The sequence below is a fragment of the Soonwooa buanensis genome, assembly GCF_900167905.1.
Classification (GTDB): domain Bacteria; phylum Bacteroidota; class Bacteroidia; order Flavobacteriales; family Weeksellaceae; genus Soonwooa; species Soonwooa buanensis.
Genome location: NZ_FUYZ01000001.1, coordinates 214,846 through 231,933 on the forward strand (window position 1 = coordinate 214,846; position 17,088 = coordinate 231,933).

At 36.5% G+C, this 17,088-nt stretch carries 17 protein-coding genes; 14 read left to right on the plus strand and 3 right to left on the minus strand.

Annotated elements, in window-relative coordinates; genetic code table 11:
• Positions 1–6: 6 nt before the first annotated feature.
• From B5X62_RS01035 to B5X62_RS01075, 10 genes are all read left to right on the plus strand, one after another.
• Positions 7–939: an HlyD family secretion protein gene (locus B5X62_RS01035; RefSeq protein WP_079665531.1), complete on the plus strand. Its 933-nt coding sequence runs from the start codon at positions 7–9 to the stop codon at positions 937–939.
• A 68-nt stretch (positions 940–1,007) separates the two neighbouring features.
• Positions 1,008–1,961, plus strand: coding sequence for an ABC transporter ATP-binding protein (locus B5X62_RS01040; RefSeq protein WP_079665532.1), 954 nt, complete (start codon positions 1,008–1,010; stop codon positions 1,959–1,961).
• On the plus strand, positions 1,948–2,694 hold the full coding sequence (locus tag B5X62_RS01045) for an ABC transporter ATP-binding protein (protein WP_079665935.1): 747 nt from the start codon (positions 1,948–1,950) through the stop codon (positions 2,692–2,694). Before B5X62_RS01040 ends, B5X62_RS01045 begins: the two co-directional genes overlap by 14 nt.
• A 2-nt stretch (positions 2,695–2,696) precedes the next feature.
• Positions 2,697–3,803 (plus strand): ABC transporter permease, encoded by a 1,107-nt coding sequence (locus tag B5X62_RS01050; protein ID WP_079665533.1) that lies wholly within the window; start codon positions 2,697–2,699, stop codon positions 3,801–3,803.
• Entirely contained in the window at positions 3,800–4,924 is a 1,125-nt protein-coding gene (locus B5X62_RS01055; RefSeq protein WP_079665534.1) for an ABC transporter permease, read from the plus strand. The genes B5X62_RS01050 and B5X62_RS01055 overlap by 4 nt, the downstream gene beginning before the upstream one ends.
• 243 nt (positions 4,925–5,167) lie before the next feature.
• Positions 5,168–5,728: a hypothetical protein gene (locus B5X62_RS01060; RefSeq protein ID WP_245797105.1), complete on the plus strand. Its 561-nt coding sequence runs from the start codon at positions 5,168–5,170 to the stop codon at positions 5,726–5,728.
• 19 nt (positions 5,729–5,747) lie between these two features.
• Positions 5,748–6,686 (plus strand): Dyp-type peroxidase, encoded by a 939-nt coding sequence (locus B5X62_RS01065; protein ID WP_221405193.1) that lies wholly within the window; start codon positions 5,748–5,750, stop codon positions 6,684–6,686.
• Between the two features lie 24 nt (positions 6,687–6,710).
• Complete coding sequence (locus tag B5X62_RS15590) at positions 6,711–7,103, plus strand: hypothetical protein (RefSeq protein ID WP_221405194.1); 393 nt, start codon at positions 6,711–6,713, stop codon at positions 7,101–7,103.
• An 18-nt stretch (positions 7,104–7,121) separates the two neighbouring features.
• A complete protein-coding gene (locus B5X62_RS01070) occupies positions 7,122–8,258 on the plus strand; it encodes a catalase family protein (RefSeq protein ID WP_079665535.1) in 1,137 nt (378 codons plus the stop codon).
• 12 nt (positions 8,259–8,270) lie between these two features.
• Entirely contained in the window at positions 8,271–10,079 is a 1,809-nt protein-coding gene (locus B5X62_RS01075) for a 3-hydroxyacyl-CoA dehydrogenase (protein WP_079665536.1), read from the plus strand.
• A 28-nt stretch (positions 10,080–10,107) separates the two neighbouring features.
• On the opposite strand, the gene B5X62_RS01080 is transcribed toward B5X62_RS01075, so the two are convergent.
• The 3 genes from B5X62_RS01080 to tilS form a co-directional block, all read right to left on the minus strand.
• A complete protein-coding gene (locus B5X62_RS01080) occupies positions 10,108–10,872 on the minus strand; it encodes an alpha/beta fold hydrolase (RefSeq protein ID WP_079665537.1) in 765 nt (254 codons plus the stop codon).
• Between the two features lie 63 nt (positions 10,873–10,935).
• Positions 10,936–11,454, minus strand: a complete 519-nt coding sequence (locus B5X62_RS01085; protein WP_079665937.1) for an ExbD/TolR family protein — start codon at positions 11,452–11,454, stop codon at positions 10,936–10,938.
• A 171-nt stretch (positions 11,455–11,625) separates the two neighbouring features.
• Complete coding sequence (gene tilS / locus B5X62_RS01090) at positions 11,626–12,873, minus strand: tRNA lysidine(34) synthetase TilS (protein ID WP_079665538.1); 1,248 nt, start codon at positions 12,871–12,873, stop codon at positions 11,626–11,628.
• 93 nt (positions 12,874–12,966) lie between these two features.
• Here tilS and B5X62_RS01095 point away from each other — a divergent pair, with 93 nt between their 5' ends.
• From B5X62_RS01095 to B5X62_RS01110, 4 genes are all read left to right on the plus strand, one after another.
• A complete protein-coding gene (locus tag B5X62_RS01095; protein ID WP_079665539.1) occupies positions 12,967–13,800 on the plus strand; it encodes an OmpA/MotB family protein in 834 nt (277 codons plus the stop codon).
• 86 nt (positions 13,801–13,886) lie between these two features.
• On the plus strand, positions 13,887–14,534 hold the full coding sequence (locus B5X62_RS01100) for an O-methyltransferase (protein ID WP_079665540.1): 648 nt from the start codon (positions 13,887–13,889) through the stop codon (positions 14,532–14,534).
• Positions 14,534–15,250 (plus strand): C40 family peptidase, encoded by a 717-nt coding sequence (locus B5X62_RS01105; protein ID WP_079665541.1) that lies wholly within the window; start codon positions 14,534–14,536, stop codon positions 15,248–15,250. Before B5X62_RS01100 ends, B5X62_RS01105 begins: the two co-directional genes overlap by 1 nt.
• Positions 15,251–15,898: 648 nt before the next feature.
• On the plus strand, positions 15,899–17,059 hold the full coding sequence (locus B5X62_RS01110; protein WP_079665542.1) for an iron-containing alcohol dehydrogenase: 1,161 nt from the start codon (positions 15,899–15,901) through the stop codon (positions 17,057–17,059).
• Positions 17,060–17,088: the final 29 nt, after the last annotated feature.

Genomic DNA, 17,088 nt, shown 5'->3' on the forward strand with positions numbered 1-17,088 from the left:
AAGAAAATGAAAAAAATTATAACACTAATTTCCACGGCATTATTTCTAAATGCTTGTACCGAAAAAATGGATTATGACGCTTCTGGAAATTTCGAAGCCGATGAAGTGATCGTCTCTGCCCAGCAAAACGGAATTTTGTTGACCTATAAAATTAAGGAAGGCGAACAACTGAAAACAGGCGACCAAGTTGGGCAAATTGATGTAAAATTAGTAGAGTTACAAAAACAGCAAGCCGAAGCCAGCATAGAAGCGTTAAGCCAAAAAACAGTTACTTCTACAGATCAAACAGAATTGGTTCGCAGACAGTTAGAAGTTCAGAAATCGCAATTGGCGCAGCAATTAAGAGAGAGAAAACGTACTGAAAACTTAGTGAAAGCCGACGCTGCAACCCGCAAACAATTGGATGATATTAACGCATCCATCGATCAAATACGGAAGCAAATAGCCGTAACAGAGCAGCAAGTTAAACTCAACACTTACAATACCAACAATCAAAATCGAAACATTTTGAGCGAAAAAGCACCCATGGAAAAAGTTGCCGCGCAATTTCAGGAACAAATAAATAAAGGGCAAATCATTAACCCAATCAACGGAACGGTGTTGACCAATTTTGCTTTGCAAGGCGAAATGCAGGTGGTGGGAAAACCGCTTTATAAAATTGCAAATACCAATACACTTAACTTGAAGGCCTATGTTACGGGAACGCAATTGCCACAGATAAAACTTGGACAACAAGTGAAAGTTCGCATTGACGACGGAAAAGAAGGTTATAAAGAATATCCGGGAACAATTAATTGGATTTCGTCAAAATCTGAATTCACGCCCAAAACCATTCAAACCAAAGATGAAAGAGCCAATTTAGTTTACGCTATTAAAATAAATGTAAAGAACGACGGCTTTTTGAAGATTGGGATGTACGGCGAAGTGCTTTTTAAATAGTTGAATCCCACAAAATTGAGACGGGAGATTAAACTTTCTGTTTCTCATCAACTTTAATGCAATAAAATATGATTTCTGTCGAAGTAAAAAATATAGTTAAAACCTACAACAAAGGCGAAGTAAAAGCAGTTAACGATGTTTCTTTTGATGTAAACAAAGGAGAAATATTTGGCTTAATTGGACCCGATGGTGCTGGGAAAACTTCCCTTTTTCGCATTCTTACCACTTTGTTGCTTGCCGATAGAGGAATGGCTACCGTTGAAAATTTTGATGTGGTAAAAAACTACAAAGAAATACGAAATATTGTGGGTTATATGCCTGGGAAATTTTCTTTGTATCAGGATCTTACGGTTGAAGAAAATCTTACTTTTTTTGCAACGGTTTTTGGAACCACGATTGAAGAAAATTATGATTTAATCAAGGATATTTACGAGCAAATAAAACCATTTAGTGATCGACGAGCGGGTAAATTATCTGGTGGAATGAAACAGAAATTGGCGCTTTGTTGCGCATTAATCCACAAACCAACTGTTTTATTTTTGGACGAACCTACAACGGGCGTTGATGTGGTTTCTCGAAAAGAATTTTGGGATATGCTCGGTAAACTAAAAAAGCTCGGAATTACCATTGTGGTTTCTACGCCGTATATGGACGAAGCCACGCTTTGCGACCGCATCGCTTTGATGCAGAACGGCAGCATCATGTCTATCGACACGCCAGACAATATTATCAAGCATTTTCCTAAAACTTTATTTGCCTTAAAAGCTAAGAATATTTATAAACTTTTACAGGATTTAAGAACGAATGATGAGGTTGAAAACTGTTATGCATCGGGAGAATTCATGCGCTTAACCATGAAAAATAATGATGCAACACTAGAAGCTGTAACCCGAATTGCAGAAGAAACCCATGCAGAAGATTTAGAAATTAAAGTGGTAAAACCAAGCATTGAAGACAGTTTTATCCGGTTGATGAATGAAAATTATAGCGAAACAAACTCAACAAAAAATGATGGAAAATAAAGCAATAGTATGCAAAGATCTTACAAAGCAATTTGGAGATTTTAAGGCGGTAGATTCTATTTCTTTTGATGTAGAACAAGGCGAAATTTTCGGATTTCTTGGTGCTAATGGTGCAGGGAAAACAACCGCTATGCGCATTCTTTGTGGTTTGTCTTTTCCAACATCGGGAAGTGCGACGGTTGCCGGTTTTGATGTTTACAAACAACAAGAAAGCATTAAAAAAAATATTGGCTATATGAGTCAAAAATTTTCGTTGTATGACAATCTCACGATTTTAGAAAATATTGAGTTTTATGGAGGTGTTTATGGCGTTTCTAAACCTGAAATTAAAACCAGAAGCAGCCAACTTATCAGCACTTTGGGTTTAGAAAATGAAGCTAAAAAATTGGTAGGAGAACTTCCTTTGGGTTGGAAACAAAAGCTCGCATTTTCGGTTGCTATTTTTCATAATCCAAAAATTGTTTTTCTGGATGAACCAACTGGAGGTGTAGATCCCGTTACCAGAAGACAGTTTTGGGACATGATTTACGATGCTTCTGCAAAAGGAATTACCGTTTTTGTAACCACCCATTATATGGATGAAGCCGAATATTGTAACCGCATTAGCGTTATGGTGGACGGTAGAATTGAGGCTTTGGATACGCCAACGAATCTGAAAAATAAATTCAACACAGATACCATGGATGATGTTTTCTTCCAATTGGCAAGAACAGCAAAAAGAAAATCTGATTAAAAATGAAACAACTTTTAGCTTTTATACGTAAGGAATTTTACCATGTATTCCGAGATAAACGTACATTGTTAATCCTTTTTGGTTTACCCATTGTGCAAATTACTTTGTTTGGTTTTGCATTGAGCAGCGAGGTTAAAAATATAGGAATCTCTGTGCTGGACAATGCTCGCGACGTGCAATCTCAACAAATTGTAAATAAAATACAGTCGAGTTCTTATTTTCATGTAAAAAAAGCCGCGCTTAACTACGATGAAATAGAGCAAAAATTCAGAACGGGCGAAATAAAATGCGCCATATTATTTCCTGCCAATTTTGGTTCGGATATTTTCCGTCCCGAAGGTGCTAAAATACAAGTGATTGCCGATGCTTCTGATCCAAATACGGCAACCATAGTTACCAATTATATTAATGCGATTGTCACAAATTATCAAAAAGAATTAAATCCTAATCTAAAATTATCGTATCAGATTATACCTGAAATGCGTCAACTCTACAACGAAGAGCAAAACGGCTCTCTAAACTTTATTCCAGGAGTTATCGCCTTAATTTTTATGATTGTAAGTACGGCATTAACCTCGGTAGCGGTGGTGCGAGAAAAGGAATTAGGCACGATGGAAATCTTATTGGTTTCGCCTTTTAAACCCATCATGGTTTTGGTTGCGAAAGCCGTTCCTTACCTTGTTTTATCGCTCATCGACTTTATTATTATTTTATTGCTTTCGGTATTTTTCTTAGATGTCGAAATTAAAGGAAGTTTGGTGCTGATTTTTGCTGAAAGTATTTTGTTCATCATCACTTGTCTTTCTCTTGGATTGCTTATTTCTAACGTGACAGACTCTCAGCAAACCGCCATGCTCATTTCGATGATGGGAATGATGATGCCTACCATGTTGCTAACAGGTTTTATGTTTCCTATTGAGAATATGCCGCTTGTTTTTCAGTGGATCTCGCATATTTTGCCGTCGCGCTATTATTACAGTATCATTAAAGCCGTTATGTTGAAAGGTTTGGGTTTCAGTTATGTTTGGAAAGAAACTTTAATATTATTTTTAATGGCTTCAGGATTATTATTTGTTGCATTAAAGAATTTTAAAACAAGGTTATCATGAAGGTTTTAGCATTTATTTTACAGAAAGAGTTTCGACAAATTTTGCGTGACAAAACCATACTATCGATGATGTTTTTTGCACCAATTATGCAGCTTATCATTTTACCATTGGCGGCAAATTTCGAAGTTAAAAACGTAAATGTAGCTTATGTAGATAACGACCACAGCAGCTATTCGCGGCAGTTGGGCAATAAAATTGCGTCTTCGGGATACTTTAAAATGGTGGGCAATCCAAAATCCTTTAAAGAAGGTTTGGAAATGATAGAATATGGTACTGCAGATTTAATTCTGGAAATCCCAACCGGTTTTGAAAAAAATATCGTGCGCGAAGGCAGTCAGAAAGTCAATTTATCGGCAGATGCCATCAATGGGACAAAAGCGTCATTGGGGGCAGCTTATCTTGTGCAGGTTTTAGCAGATTTCAATAGTAATTTGGATATTAACATCAAAGCGCCAAACGGTTCTGTAATGGCGCATATAGCAAAAATAAGCCTAGAAAATACCAATTGGTACAACCCAAGAGCAGAGTATAAATATTATATGGTTCCTGGTATTCTTGTTTTGCTTTTAACGATGATTGGTGGCTTTATTACCGCACTTAATATTGTTAAAGAAAAAGAAGTGGGTACCATTGAGCAAATTAATGTAACCCCAATTAAAAAATGGCAATTTATCCTCGGAAAGTTGATTCCGTTTTGGATTATTGGCTTACTTGTTTTTACACTCGGTTTGGTGGTGATGTACCTATTTTATGGTATTTTCCCGAAAGGTAGTTTGCTGGTGCTCTATCTTTTTGCAGCGGTATATTTAGTTGCTTTATTGGGGTTTGGATTGTTGATTTCAACCTTTGCAGATACACAGTTGCAAGCCATGTTTATCGCATTTTTCTTTATGATGATTTTTATGTTGATGAGTGGTTTTTTCACGAGTATCGACAGTATGCCCGATTGGGCGATTACGGTATCTAATTTCACGCCTGTAACTCATTTTATAAAAGTGGTGCGACTTATTGTGCTAAAAGGATCGGGACTTTCCGATGTTGCGATGGAACTTTTCTACATCTCTTTATTCGCGGTAGGACTGAATGCATTTGCAATTTGGAACTACAAAAAAACTTCGTAAACATTAAATTTGATACTGATTAAGGTCTGTAATAATCTTTTCGAGTTCAGAAAATTTTCTCCAATAAAATTATTATTTTTTTAACATTAATTTTTAAAATCAGGTTCAAAATTTCTTGTAACTTGCTATTAAATAAGGTCATGAATTGCTGTGTTTAGCATTCATTTTCATGCTTTTAGCGCGCAATTTTCGCCTTCATTTTCATAATTTTCTAAACAGAATTTGTCTAACTAAAAAAATTAAATGATGAGCTTATTTGAAAATCTTAAACTAACAGCCGAACTTATTAAAGCTAATTTTTCCGAAGGTATTGATGATGGTTACGACCACTCAACCACTTCAGCAGGTAAGAAAGGACTTCGTTCTGGAAGAGTTTCCGAACTTACCGCACTTGCCAATCTAAAACCTGGCGGCGGAGAAAATCTTAAAAAAATCATGGAAATCGCCAACGGAAATCTAAAAGGTGCCACCAAAGTAGGTACTTTGCACGATTTGCGTATTGTTTTACTAGAGAACGATACCAAAATTCTTTTCTGTACAGCCTACGATGGCGATTGGGATGCCTATATTGATGATTTCGCTACTAAAATTCCACAATTAATGGACATTATTTTTGGAAATGTAGAAGGTTGGCCGGGCATCAAAGATCCTAGTGTAAAACAATTTATTCTCGATCATCAAGTTACCGCAACGGGTTGGTACGTGGGTGTTCCGCACCTTACAGTTAACGACATTCGTAGGAATGACAAAATTATTACGGGTCTAAATAAAGCCATAGACGAAGCCAATCAAATAGAAAAATAATCCATTAAAAAAGTACATTATGGCATTAGAATTTCTAAAAAGAATTTTCAATCCCGATAAAGTTAGTATAGAACTAGAGGAAATCCAAGCTTTGGTTTTACGAAGCAGACCCATCCCTTACTACGGTACAGTCGCGCTTTTAGAAATAAAAGATGCAACGCAAGCCAAGCAGATGCTTAAAGATTTACTTCCATTAATCAATTCTGCGAAAGACTGGCATCAAAACGATGGATCGTCCGTTTTTATCACTTTTACTTATAATGGTTTAGAAAAAATTGGCGTTCCGCAAGATTCTTTGGATTCTTTTCCAGAATCTTTCAAGGAAGGAATGGCAAAAAGAGCCACTTTTCTAAACGATGTTGGCGTGAATGATCCTAAGAACTGGGAAAAAGATTTTAAAAATAAAAACATTCATATTGCAGCGGCTGTCATTGCCAATTCGGTGGAAGATTGGAAGAAAAAATTGGAAGAATTTAGAACCAAATTAGACCAAAATAAAGGTGTCGAATTATTAATCAGTCAAGATTTTGGAGCAACAGAAGAGGTGAAAAATGTCTTTGGTTACCGTGATGGCATCAGCAATCCAGAAATTGAAGGTAGTGGAATTGATGTTCCAGAAGGTTTTGATAGTCCTTTGAAAGCTGGCGAATTTGTTTTGGGTTATCCTGGCGAAGGAGATATTACAAAGCCGTATCCACAACCAGAAATTCTTGGTAAGAATGGCTCTTTTATGATTTTCAGGAAATACCAAAGTCAGGTTGCCGATTTTAATAAATATCTAAAAGACAATACCAATTCTCCTGAAGAAGCCGAATTGTTAGGCGCTAAAATGGTTGGCCGTTGGAAGAGTGGCGCACCATTAATTCTTGCTCCCGAAAAAGATGATGAAAAGATTGGTGGCGACGCCGATAAAAATAACGCTTTTTCCTTTAAAGATGACGAATTTGGGAAGAAATGACCGTTCAGTTCTCATATTCGCAGGATGAATCCGCGCGATTCTAAAACCTTTGTTTTGGAGGATGAACGATTGCATCGCATTATCCGAAGAAGTGTAACTTTTGGCGACATTGTTCCTTCGGACGTGACCAAAGACGATGGGAAAGAACGCGGACAATACTTCATGGGCATCAGTGCAAATGCAATGGGCACTTTGGAGTTTTTGTTGAAACAATGGGCTAATGACGGCAATTCTCAGAATTTAGGTACAGAAAAAGATCCCTTAATTGGAGTTCAGGACAAAGACGGTCTGTTTACAATGCCTGCCGATCCTTTGGTGAAACGCTACCGTGGTCTTTCTACTTTTAATATTGTAAAAGGTGGCGAATATTGCTTTATACCAAGTTTGTCTGCACTACAATGGATTAGCGATTTGTAAAATTAAAATCAGAAAAACATGAACGAATACATTAAATATAGCTACGATTTGGAAGAAATTCCAGAACATTTTGACGACTATATCGCAAAAATAAATAAGGATATTGTAGATTACATCCGCAATACACCAGAATTAAGCAATATAAAATACCATACCCGAGATGCCCATGCCAACGGTTATGCGGCTCTAAAAGCTGAAGTAGAAATTCTGGATAATTTACCTCCCGAACTTGCACAAGGTATCTATGCAAAACCTGGAAAATATGAAGCTGTTGTGCGTTTTTCTAACGGTTCGTCGCGAGTTTTACCCGATAAATTGAGCGGAAATGCACAAGGATTTGCATTAAAAATTTTTAGTATCGATGGCAAAAAGTTGGCTCCCGGAGAAGAAGATTCGACCAATGTAGATTATAATATGATCAACAATCCTGTATTTTTCTGTAATACGGCTGAGCATTATGTTTTTATTTCAAAATTGTTTCTTAAACTAACGGATTTCTTCGAAAAAGGAGCTTTAGGAAAATTGGAATTTGCCGCTTTGTGGGTAACTGAAAACAAAAAAGCATTCCCAAATTTTGAAGCTTTAAAAGAATTGGGTGCTTTAAAAACCTTTGAAAAAATCCCTTCCATCAATAGTTTTCTGTACGAATTTTATAGCATGGGCGCAGTACGACATGGCGATTATGTAGCAAAAGTACGTATTGCACCCACCGACCCAACTAAAAATGCCATCACCGATAAAGAAATTGATATCGAAAGTGCAGATTGGCCATATAGAAAAGGGATTATCAAGGAAATTGCAAAAAACGATTTAACTTTTGAATTGCAAGTTCAGCTTTGTAAAGATTTAAAGAAAATGCCGATTAACGACCTTACCGAAGAATGGCCTCAAGAATTATCTCCGTTCCAAACTGTTGCAAAAATTACGATTCCAAAGCAAGAAGTTCCTGACGATGGTAATTTTGAGATTATGGAAAATCTTTCTTTCACGCCGTTCCGCACGTTGGAAGAAAATTCACCCATAGGAAATCTTCAAAGAGCAAGACAATCGGCTTATGTAACTTCATCAACAACTCGACACGACCTAAATCATAAAAAAAGAAAGGAACCTAGCAATCTAAAAGAAGCTTTTGATCCTCAGTTTTACAAATTATAAAGAATTAAAAAAATGAATGCAATAAAAAAAGTAACCGTTGCTGGAAGTGGTGTGTTGGGTTTTCAGATTGCCTTCCAAACTGCATTTCACGGTTTTGATGTTACGATTTACGATATTAAAGACGAATTTTTGGAAAAAGCAAAAGACAAATTTGATGCACTTGCCGAAAATTATAAAAAAGATCTGAAAGCAACCGATGACCAAATTACATCTACAAAGGAAAAATTGCAGTACACTTCCCATCTTGAAGAAGCGTTAAAGGACGCTGATCTTTTGATAGAAGCCATTCCCGAAGATATCGCGATAAAGACAGATTTCTATCAACAAGCTGCAAAATTAGCACCTGAGAAAACTATTTTCGTAAGCAATTCTTCAACGTTGTTGCCGAGCAAATTTGCTGCTGCAACAGGCCGTCCAGAGCAATTTTTGAATTTGCATTTTGCCAATCAAATTTGGATTAGAAATACGGCGGAAATCATGCCACATCCCAATACAGATCCCAAGGTGAAGGAAGAAATTATAGATTTTGCCAAAAATATTGGCATGGTTCCCATTGTTTTGAACAAAGAAGTCCCGGGTTATGTTCTCAATTCTTTGCTAAATCCTTTCCTAAACGCTGCAATGCAGCTGTGGGTTGGTGATTTTGCTAGTCCACAAACCATTGATCAGACGTGGATGCTTGGCACAGGTTCGCCTTATGGCCCCATGGCACTTTATGATATTGTAGGACTTACAACTCCTTATAATATTTATAAAATCCAAGTTGCAAACGGTAAAAAAGAAGATCAGGTGATTTTGGATAAGTTAAAAACCGAATTTATAGACCAAAATAAATTAGGGGTTTCCACTGGAGAAGGATTTTATAAATATCCGAATCCTGCATGGCAAAGTCCAGATTTTTTAAAAGCTCCGAAAGCAGATTTAGACAAGGTTAAAATTAAAAATGTTGTCGTTGCAGGAAGCGGTGTCCTTGGCTATCAAATTGCTGTTCAGGCTGCTTTTTTCGGTTTTAAAACCACAGTCTATGATATTAATGATGAAGCTTTAGAAAAGGCAAAATCAAGACTGGGCACTTTGACAGAAGAATACAAACAGAATCTAAAAGCCACTGATCATCAAATTGAAAATATGAAGGCAAATCTTTCGTATTCCCCCGATTTGAATGAAGCTTTAAAAGATGCCGATCTCTTAATAGAAGCAGTTCCCGAAAGTTTAGATATCAAAAAAGAATTCTGGGAAAAGGCCGATAAAGCCGCTGGAAAAGAGATGATATTCGCCAGCAATTCCTCTACTTTACTTCCTAGTCAGCTGAACCAATTTGTGAGTGATCCTAGGCGATTTTTGAATTTGCATTTTGCGAATCATATTATGGTGCGCAATACCGCTGAGATTATGGGTTCGGAAGATACCAAACCTGCCATTTTTTCTGAAATTGTGGAATTTGCAAAAGCGATTGGAATGCTTCCGATTGAACTTAAAAAAGAGCGTTCTGGCTATGTTTTAGATAGTTTGTTGATTCCACTTTTAATATCAGGTCTTGCACTGTGGGCGAACGATATTGCCGATCCTGCAACCATCGACAAGACGTGGATGATTGCCACAGGAGCGCCTTTTGGTCCCATGGCGATTTTGGATATCAACGGGATGAACACCAATTATAATGTAGTAAAAAATATACCAGGCGATCTAACGCAAAATATCGCAAAAAAAATGAAATCTGAATTAATAGATCAAGGCAAATTAGGACAGCAATCAGGCGAAGGATTTTATAAATATCCTAATCCAGAATGGCAAAATCCAAATTTTTTAAAACAGTCATAAAAACCGTACTGAAGTAATGTTGGGTAGATTATTCTTCATCCAGCAACTCAGCATTAATTATTTCGGCACAAATACTTGGTTTTTCCCATTGTCCATTGTGTCCGCAATCAAGCAAATAAGCTTTAATGTTATCACGTTCTGGCAGTTCGGTAATGGTTTTAACAGCGTTAACAGCATTATCGAATCTGCCTTCTATTAAAAGGATTGTTCCATCAAACTTGTCTAAAACCGACTTTCTGTTTGGGCGATCTTTCATACCTTTTTGTGAAGACAAAACGCCATCAACATTGGCAGTGTAAGCAATTTCCTTAGCTAATTGTATTTTATTTTTTAAAGTGCGACGTGCTTCGGGACCAAAGAAGTTTGGTATTCCTGCATTGGCGTAAGCTTTGTAATTTTCTTCTATTAGTCGTAAGCTTTTTTCGCGGATATTTTTCTTCTCATCATCATCTTCAAAATAAGTCGAAAAAAACAAAGTAAAACTCTTCAAAAGCTCAGGATATTTTTCAGCAAAAGCCAAACTAATGTAACCTCCCATCGAATGTCCTAACAAATGAAATTTATTTATTTCTAAATGGTCTGTCAAATTTTTAATTTCATCAGCAAACAATTCCATAGTTTGGATTTCTGCAATTGGAGCCGATTTTCCAAAGCCAGCAAGATCAACTTTCACCAACTGAAAATCATCTGATAAATGTGGAATCATATCATCCCAAATCTCAAGATTCTCCATAAAACCGTGCAACAAGACCAACGTCTCTCTTCCCTTTCCTGAAATTTCGTAATGTAACATATTTTGTTTTTTCCAAATTTAAACATAATCTCCTAAACAAAAAACCTTGAGAAATTCTCAAGGCTATTTTAATTTGTCATCATAGATTTTGGTTTCCCAATCTCGCATATCTGCAATACCGTAATGTTGACTTTTCGTAAGCGCCATCTCATCCAGCGCATCCACAAAGTTTTTATAATTAGCATCGTCGGTTGGCTTAATAATCACTGTAAAAATACTTGGATTTTTAGCAGCTTTTTTTGCACGTTCAATAAGGTTTGTAAGTCCAAATTTATCAAAAGACACTTCTTTTAATAGATCTGAAGTTAATGATTTTTGATCCAATTGATGATAAAAAACGCGATTATTTTCGCCTAAAATAAGGGTAATCGAATTACTAAGATCAATTTCGTTGCCTAGTGATTCTGTCGTTGCCGGAAGACTTAGGTCGACAACATTGGGTTTATTAAAATTAGTCGTAAACATAAAAAAGGAAATCAATAGAAAACCCAAATCGACCATGGGTGTCATATCCATTTTCACTAGATTTTTTCGACTTCTAACTTTAGAATCCGTCTTTACATTGGGTTGAAAATCTGCCATAGCTGTAATTTTTAAGATTAAACGATAATTTGATTGAGTCTTGACAAAGGATTTTGTCTTGAAAATCAAAATACAAATTTCGTACCCAATATTAAAATTCGTTAATCACTACATAATAAATTAATATTTAATTCAATTTATTAACAGTTTTAAAACAAATAATAAAAATACTTAAATTTTTAAAAATCGACGATCTTGTCGAAGCGGAAATACACCAAGAATTTGATTATTAGAATCTACTAAAACACGAACAGCAGAACGTTCTACAACATTTAGTTTTTCGTCTTTTATAAATTTCGACACTTTCTTTTTACCATTAAAATCTTTTGGTAAGAAAATATCGCCAGTTTCCATTTGTCGCAATTGCAAAGGAAGTTTTATCAAATTAGCATCAAATTCCCATTCTGAAAACTTAGAAGTTTCAGGCATTTTTAGAATAACAGAATCAGCTGTTTTAATAATATTTAATTCAAATTCTTCGGATTTTATTTCTTTTTCTAAACTTTGAATTAAAAGCTCTTCTCGACCAATTTTAATATGATGAGAATTGGTTGTAAAAAACTTTCCATTTTCGGCTTCAAAGATTTTCTCAATTTCAGTTCTATTATTAAATCCAAATCGGCTCAAAATCTCATATTTAACAAAATCAGATTGAGCAGCTAATTTAATTTTATCTAAAATTAAAAAGTCAGAATTCTCTTTTACTAAATTATTAAAAATAAAATCGATTTGCGAATCTATAAAGTCTTTTGACTCTTTAATAATAGAAATTGATGTTTTAAAATTTTCTAGAAAATCTTTGTTAATCTCATTTAACAAAGGCGTTATTTGATTTCTAATTTTATTTCTGACAAAAATATTCTCAGCATTGGTATAATCTTCGCGATATTCTACATGATTTTGCTTAGCATAAACTTCAATCTCATCGCGTGAAAATTCTAGCAAAGGGCGGATGATGATTTCTGTCTTTTCAGGAATTCCTTTTAAACCTTTAAGACCAGCAGCTTTAGAAAGATTGATCACAAAAGTCTCCAATTGGTCATTGAGATGATGCGCTGTAACTAAAAAATCGAGATTGTTTTTTATTAAAATTTCCTTAAAAAATTTATATCTAATTTCGCGCGCCCAATTCTCAATAGAGTTTTCGGGTTGCTGATCTTTTTCAGAAACATCATAAAGGTGAAATTTTATTTTATTTTTTTCACACCAAGATTCGACCAAAGTTTGATCCAAGTTAGAATCCTCATTTCTAAGATGATAGTTAACATGAGCGACTTCAAAATCAAGTTGCCATTGGTGGCACAAATCCAGCAAAACCATAGAGTCAACTCCTCCGCTAACTGCTAAAAGGAATGTTTTTTGATGCGCTTGTGGAAGTAACTTCTCTAGAGAGGCGCCAAAAGTAAAGGAACTAAGCAAATTTATTACTAAGTTTTACGTTATAATTATAGCAAAGATAAGCCTTTATTTAAAAGCATTTTGTAAATTTGAAAAAATCTAAAATCATACAGTATGAGATTAATTAAAATTCTAGGTATCGCTGCAATGGCAATTACAGCAACCTCGTGTGTTAGTAAAAAACAATTCGACGCACTGAATCTTAACTATCAGCAATGTATCAACGACGCAGCCGACAGACAAAGACAAATCCAAGATTTGAATAGCAAAAACTCTGGTCTTCAAAGTCAAAATGACTTGCTAATGGGACAAAACAATGCGCTGAAAAGCTCTTTGGATGCTTGTCTTAGCAACTCTGGAAAAAGCTCGACTAACATTGATAAATTGGTTGGCGAGATTAACGCTTCTAACAAATACATTAAGCAATTAATTTCGACAAACTCTAAAAACGATAGTTTGAACTTGGCTTTATCTAACAAGCTAAAACGATCTTTAGACAATATCGCAGATCAAGATGTTGATGTTAAAGTACTTAAAGGTGTGGTAATGATTTCGTTATCAGACAAAATGCTTTACCAAACTGGTAAATTCGAAGTTCTTCCTGCAGCTCAAGAAGTTCTAGGAAAAGTAGCAAAAGTTATCAACGATTACGATACTTACAGCGTTCTTATCGAAGGTAACACAGATAACGCAACACTTAACAGCACATCTGTACCGAGAGACAACTGGGATCTATCAGCACTTCGTGGTACTGCGGTTGCAAAAGTTCTTCAGACGCAATTCGGCGTTAATCCTAACAGAATCACAGCTGGTGGACGTTCGGAGTACAATCCTAAAACAACTAACGCTTCTGTATCTGGACGTGCTGAGAACCGTAGAACGGAAATCATCATTATGCCTAAGCTAGACGAGTTTATGAAACTTATGGACATCGCACCGAAGAAATAAGCTTACTACAAAGCAATACTAACAAAATCCTACAGAATTTCTGTAGGATTTTTATTTTCCGTAATTTTGAATAAGAATCTAGAAGAATGAGCTATTTCGAAGAGTTAGACTTACCAATGGATCGCTATCTAGAAGCCAATGCTTCCAGCGAACCCGAAATCCTAAAAAAACTACGCAAAGAGACTTACCAAAAAACAACGCAACCGCACATGATTTCTGGTTACTTGCAAGGTCGTTTGTTAAGTATTATTTCTAAAATGATGTCACCCAACAATATCTTAGAAATCGGAACTTTTACGGGATATGCGACTTTATGTTTGGCGGAAGGACTTCCTAAAGATGGCAAAATCTATACTTTAGACAAAAACGAAGATCTCGCTTACATTCCTAAAAAGTATTTTGCGGAAAGCGAATTTTCTAATCAAATAGAATTTATTCTTGGTGATGCTCGACATGAGATTAAAAACCTAGACGTTACTTGGGATTTGGTGTTTATCGATGCAGATAAAGAAAGTTATCTCGAATATCTCGACTTGATAAAACCAAAACTAAGATCTGGCGGTGTCATCTTAATAGACAATGTCCTTTGGTATGGCAAGGTTTTGGAAGAAAATCCTAGCAACAAAGCCACACAGCAGATAAAATTAGTTAATAAAATTGTCGCAGAAGACCCAGATTTCGAAAACCTAATCTTACCTTTGCGAGACGGTATTCATTTAATCCGAAAAAAATAATGGAACAAGGAGTTTGTAACGTATCAATAGCACCAATAAGAGCCGAAAATAGTGACCGAAGCGAAATGGTCACGCAGATGCTTTTTGGCGAATCTGCCGACATTTTGGAAGTCAGAAATAACTTCACCAAAATCAAAATGCACTACGATGGCTACGAAGGTTGGATGGATACCAAACAAATTACGCCCGTTTCGCCTGAGTTTATCAACAATCGCAAAACTAATTACATCAAAGAAACTTTCGATGCTGCGGCGACCGAAAGTGGCAATATTCTTTTGTCGCTAGGTTCGGAGGTCACCTACAAAACGCCCGAAGTTGTGCGTAGTCACGACAAGCGTGAAAGCATCGTTATTTGCGCTAAAGAATTCTTGAATGTGCCGTATTTGTGGGGCGGAAAAAGTTTTTTTGGTTTAGATTGTAGTGGATTCACGCAGATGATTTACAAAATCCACGGTATCAAAATCCTTCGTGACGCCTCTCAACAAGCCGAAAGTGGCGAGCCTCTAACCTTTCTGGAAGAAGCTCAGCCAGGCGATCTTGCGTTTTTCGACAACTCGGAAGGGAAAGTTGTCCACGTTGGTATCATTCTCGAAAATCAAAAAATCATCCATGCACACGGCAAAGTCAGAATCGACGATCTGGACTCGATGGGGATTTTCAATAAAGATCAAAACAAGCACACGCACAAACTACGTTTTATAAAATCTTATTTTTAAAATTATTTGGGCGCGCCCCTCACCTCGCCTTTCCCAATGCTCTGGTCAGGCTATTCGCTGCAATCTTTTTGTTCCGAACATTTTCCCTAGCTTACAAAAAGGATTTCCGCTGCTATCCTTCGCGCAACTTGGTTGTTAGTTGATGGTTCTTGATTCTTGATTCTTGATTCTTGATTCTTGATTCTTGATTCTCGATTCTCGATTCGTAATTCTTGGCTCTTGGTTCTCGACTCTTGTCTCTTGTCTCTTGTCTTTTAGTCTCTTGTCTCTTAGTCTCTTGTCTCTTGTCTCTTGTCTCTTGTCTCTTAGTCTCTTGTCTCTTAGTCTCTTGTCTCTTGTCTCTTGTCTCTTGTCTCTTGTCTCTTGTCTCTTGTTTCTTGTCTTTTAGTCAAAACTAATTCATAATTCATAATTCATAATTCATAATTCATAATTCATAATTCATAATTCATAAATAAAAGTGCGTGAGCGGTAGAAAGGGCGCGCTTGCAAAGCGCGGTGCACAGCACCGAAACGAAGTGGAGTCCTGCATGACGCGACCTTTTGCCGATACGGATTTAACAATATTTAACCTCGTCTTCTGGCAAAAGGGCACGCCCAAAAGAATATAATTCCGTAAATTTATAGCACTAAAAAATAATATTTACGATGTTAAATTTCGAGTTTAAAAATCCTACAAAAATTATATTTGGAAAGGGGAAAATTGAAAAATTATCTCGCGAAATTCCTAAAGACGCTAACATTTTGATGATTTACGGTGGTGGAAGCATCAAGAAAAATGGCGTATACGAACAAGTTATCGCTGCGCTTGATGGCTATAAATTAACTGAATTTGGTGGTGTTCCTGCCAATCCAGAATACGAAGTTTTGCTAGAAGCTTTACAAGTTATTAAAGACAAAAACATCGATTATTTGCTTGCTGTTGGTGGCGGATCGGTTATTGACGGCGTTAAATTTCTTTCGGCGGCAGCTAATTATGATGGCGAACCTTGGGAAATCCTTTCAAATCGTGTTGTAACCAAAGAAGGAAAAGGCATGCCTTTCGCAACAGTTTTGACCTTGCCAGCAACCGCTTCGGAAATGAACTCTGGCGCTGTAATCTCTCGCCGCGGAACTGGCGAAAAGTTAGCAATGGGAGGACCAGGATTGTTTCCTCAGTTTTCAATTTTGGATCCTGAAGTGATTAAATCGATTCCGAAAAACCAAATCGCCAACGGTATTACAGACGCTTATACGCACGTTCTTGAACAATATATGACTTATCCAACTGGTGCGAGTTTGCAAGATCGTTTTGCAGAAAGCATTTTACTGAGTTTACAAGAAGTTGCGCCAAAAGTGATGGCAGAAGCTTTCGATTACGACGCTGCCGCTAACTTTATGTGGAGTTGTACGATGGCACTTAACGGTCTTATCGGGAAAGGTGTTCCGCAAGATTGGGCTGTCCACAGCATGGGACACGAATTGACAGCGCAATATGGCATCGACCACGCAAGAACTTTAGCAATTGTAGCACCACAACATTATCACTATTATTTTGATAAAAAGAAAGATAAATTGGCACAATATGCAGAACGTGTTTGGAACATTACTGAAGGTGCGGTAGACGAAAAAGCTAAAAAAGGAATCGAAGCGATGGAGCAATTTTTCCATTCTTTAGATATCAAAACAAAGCTTTCGGAATATACAGATTCTTATAACGGAACGGCTGAAAAAGTACAAGCGGCTTTTGAATCAAGAGGTTGGCTTCTTGGTGAAAACCAAATGGTAACGCCTGAAGACGCTAAGAAAATCGTTGAAATGACGTACTAATTTTTAGTTTAGAATAACATAAACGCCCG